Below are 2,688 nucleotides of genomic sequence, written 5' to 3' on the forward strand. Positions count from 1 at the left end.
GCGGGGTTTCACTCGGCGGCGTGGTGGTTGGTCTTCGGCGGTGCGGTCACGGGGCTCGCCGTGCGCACCACCGGTCTGGGGTCGCGGATCGCCGCCACGCTGTTCTCGCTCAGGCGGCCGACTTACGCGCGTTACGTCGCCTCGGTGATGGTGGCGTGTGTCGGCCTGGCGTTCGTGATGCCTTCCACGACCGGACGTATTCTGCTGCTCATCCCCATCGTGCTGGCGCTCGCGGACCGGGTCGGGCTGACGGAGGGGCATCGCGGGCGCACCGGTCTGGTGATGATGGTGGCCGCCGCGAGCTATATGCCGCCGACAACCATCCTGCCGGCAAACATTCCGAACAGCGTGCTGATGGGCGCGGCGGATTCGTTCTATGGCGTGAAGCTGCATTACGCGCCCTATCTGTTGCTGCACTTCCCGGTGCTGGGCGCGCTCAAGGCCGTCATTCTCGTGTGGGTCATTTGCCGGCTGTTTCCGGACGACGGGCCGCTCACCAACACGTCGTCCGCCGCGCCCGCACCGCTCACAACGGACGCCCGACGCCTGTCGATGCTTCTCGCGCTCGCGCTGGCGGGCTTCGCGACCGACGCGTGGCACGGCATCTCCCCGGCGTGGATATCGGTCGCCGCCGCGATCGTCTGCCTGCTGCCCGCGATTCATATCGTCACGCCGAAGACCTTCACCGAGCAGATGCACATCACGCCGCTCATCTATGTGGCGGGCTTTCTCGGTGTCGGCGCGGTCGTCGCGGACACCGGACTCGGCGAGAAGGTCGCGCGCCTGTGTCTCGACGCCGTGGGCATGACGCCTGGCACGCCAGCCATCAATGCCGCCTGGCTGATCGCGATCGGCGCGGCGATCGGTCTGGTCGCCACGCTGCCCGGCCTGCCCGCCGTGCTCACCCCGCTCGCGGGACAACTGTCCACCGCCAGTGGATTGCCGCTGTATACCGTGTTGATGTTGCAGGTGCCGGTGTTCTCGACGGTGCTGTTGCCGTATCAGAGTCCGCCGATGATGATCGCGATGCATCTGGGCGGTGTCGGCATGCGCGACGGCACACGGCTGACCGTCGTCATGACGCTCATCACGCTCGTGGTGCTGTTCCCCCTGGACTACCTCTGGTGGCGCGTGCTCGGCATGCTTCCCTGAGCCGCTTCCGATCGTCCGGCGCACAAGGTGGCACGCAGCTTGCATGTCGCAAGACTGCGGCCACCGCATCTTTCCCCCCTCACGACGCTGTCCCGAAGACGTCGATGCGGTAGTGCCCGCGTTCGTCTCATGCCGGTTCGCCACGGAACCGGCTCCGGCCGGCCCGATTCGCCCTGGCGACCTTCCTCGATTCGCCAGGCACTCAGCCGGCGCCAACGCAGCGCACGTTTGGGAGATCGACCATGGCAGCACCCGAGAGAATTTTCGAGCTGGCACATTCCGTCAAGCATGTCGCCGACGACAAGATCGCGACCATCGAGCACATCACACGCGAAACGAAGTACCTGGCGCTCAATGCGCTCATCGAAGCCGCTCGCGCGGGCGATGCCGGCCGCGGCTTTGCCGTGGTGGCGAACGAAGTCAAGCATGTCTCGGAACGCATCACGGACATCGCGCAGACGCTGACGTCGGAACTGGCCGGGTCGCTTGCCGAACTCTCGGCGCTGGGCGACAGCATGATCGGGCAGCTCGAGCAGCATCGCGGGCAGCGCCTGACGGATCTCGCCCATCACATGATCGAGATCATCGATCGCAACCTGTACGAGCGCTCGTGCGACGTGCGCTGGTGGGCCACCGACGCCGCCCTCGTCGACGTGCTCGGCGCGCCGTCGCCGCAGGCCGTGCGCCACGCCTGCCAGCGGCTCGGCGTGATTCTCGACAGCTACACCGTCTACCTCGACCTGTGGGTGGCCGACGCGTCGGGGCGCATCGTCGCGAACGGGCGTCCCGACCGCTACCCCGGCGTCATCGGCGCCGACGCCTCGCGTCACCCGTGGTTCCTCGCCGCGATGCGCACGCCCAGCGGCGCCGATTACGCCGCGTTCGATGTGCGGCGCGCCAAGCTGCTTCACAACGCCGAAGTCGCGACCTACGCGACGGCAATTCGTGAGGATGGCGAAACACATGGCCGCCCCATCGGCGCGCTGGGTATCTTCTTCGACTGGGCGCCGCAGGCCAGGGCCGTGGTGCAAGGCGTGCCGCTCCTGCCCCATGAGCGGGCCGTCACGCGCTGCCTGTTGCTCGACGCCGAACATCGGGTGCTGGCATCGTCCGACGGCGAAGGCGTATTGCTCGAGCGCTTCGATCTGCGGCGCCAGCGCGGCGCGACCGGAGCGAACGCGGCGTCGAGCGGGTTCTACGATGCGGACGGTGACGGAATGATCGGCTACGCGCTGACGCCGGGCTACGAAACGTATGAGGGACTGGGATGGTATGGCGTGGTGCAACAACGGCCCGAAAGTGCCGCATCGGGCATGGAGCGCACCAGCGCGGTGCCTTCAGCCGCTCAGGTCGCGACGGCGAATGCCATTGCCGCGTGATCGCGGGCCAGCGAAGCGGTGCGGCAGTGAGCGTTTGCCGGGAAGCGTGGCGGGTAGCGCGTGAAGAAGCGCGCCAGTAAGCGCGCCAGGAAGCACGCCGGACGGCGTCAGCGGCAGAACACGAGCCAGCGGTCGCCGTCTTCCTCGCGCCAGACTG

At 67.7% G+C, this 2,688-nt stretch carries 2 protein-coding genes; both read left to right on the forward strand.

Annotation, left to right across the window (positions count from 1 at the left end; all coding sequences use genetic code 11):
- The coding region (locus tag W930_RS0125085) for an SLC13 family permease (protein WP_028731417.1) at positions 1-1,152 on the forward strand (1,152 nt) is incomplete at its 5' end.
- Positions 1,153-1,394: 242 nt separating this feature from the next.
- The gene (locus tag W930_RS31025) at positions 1,395-2,531 is read left to right on the forward strand and encodes a methyl-accepting chemotaxis protein (protein WP_023872540.1); all 1,137 of its coding nucleotides are present in this window, start codon (positions 1,395-1,397) and stop codon (positions 2,529-2,531) included.
- Positions 2,532-2,688 lie beyond the last annotated feature (157 nt).

Origin of the sequence: Pandoraea sp. E26, assembly GCF_000681415.1 — a bacterium.
GTDB classification, from domain to species: domain Bacteria; phylum Pseudomonadota; class Gammaproteobacteria; order Burkholderiales; family Burkholderiaceae; genus Pandoraea; species Pandoraea pnomenusa.

Coding starts and splice junctions, on each gene's coding strand:
- W930_RS31025 (WP_023872540.1), top strand. CDS start 1,395: ATGGCAGCACCCGAGAGAATTTTCGAGCTGGCACATTCCGTCAAGCAT.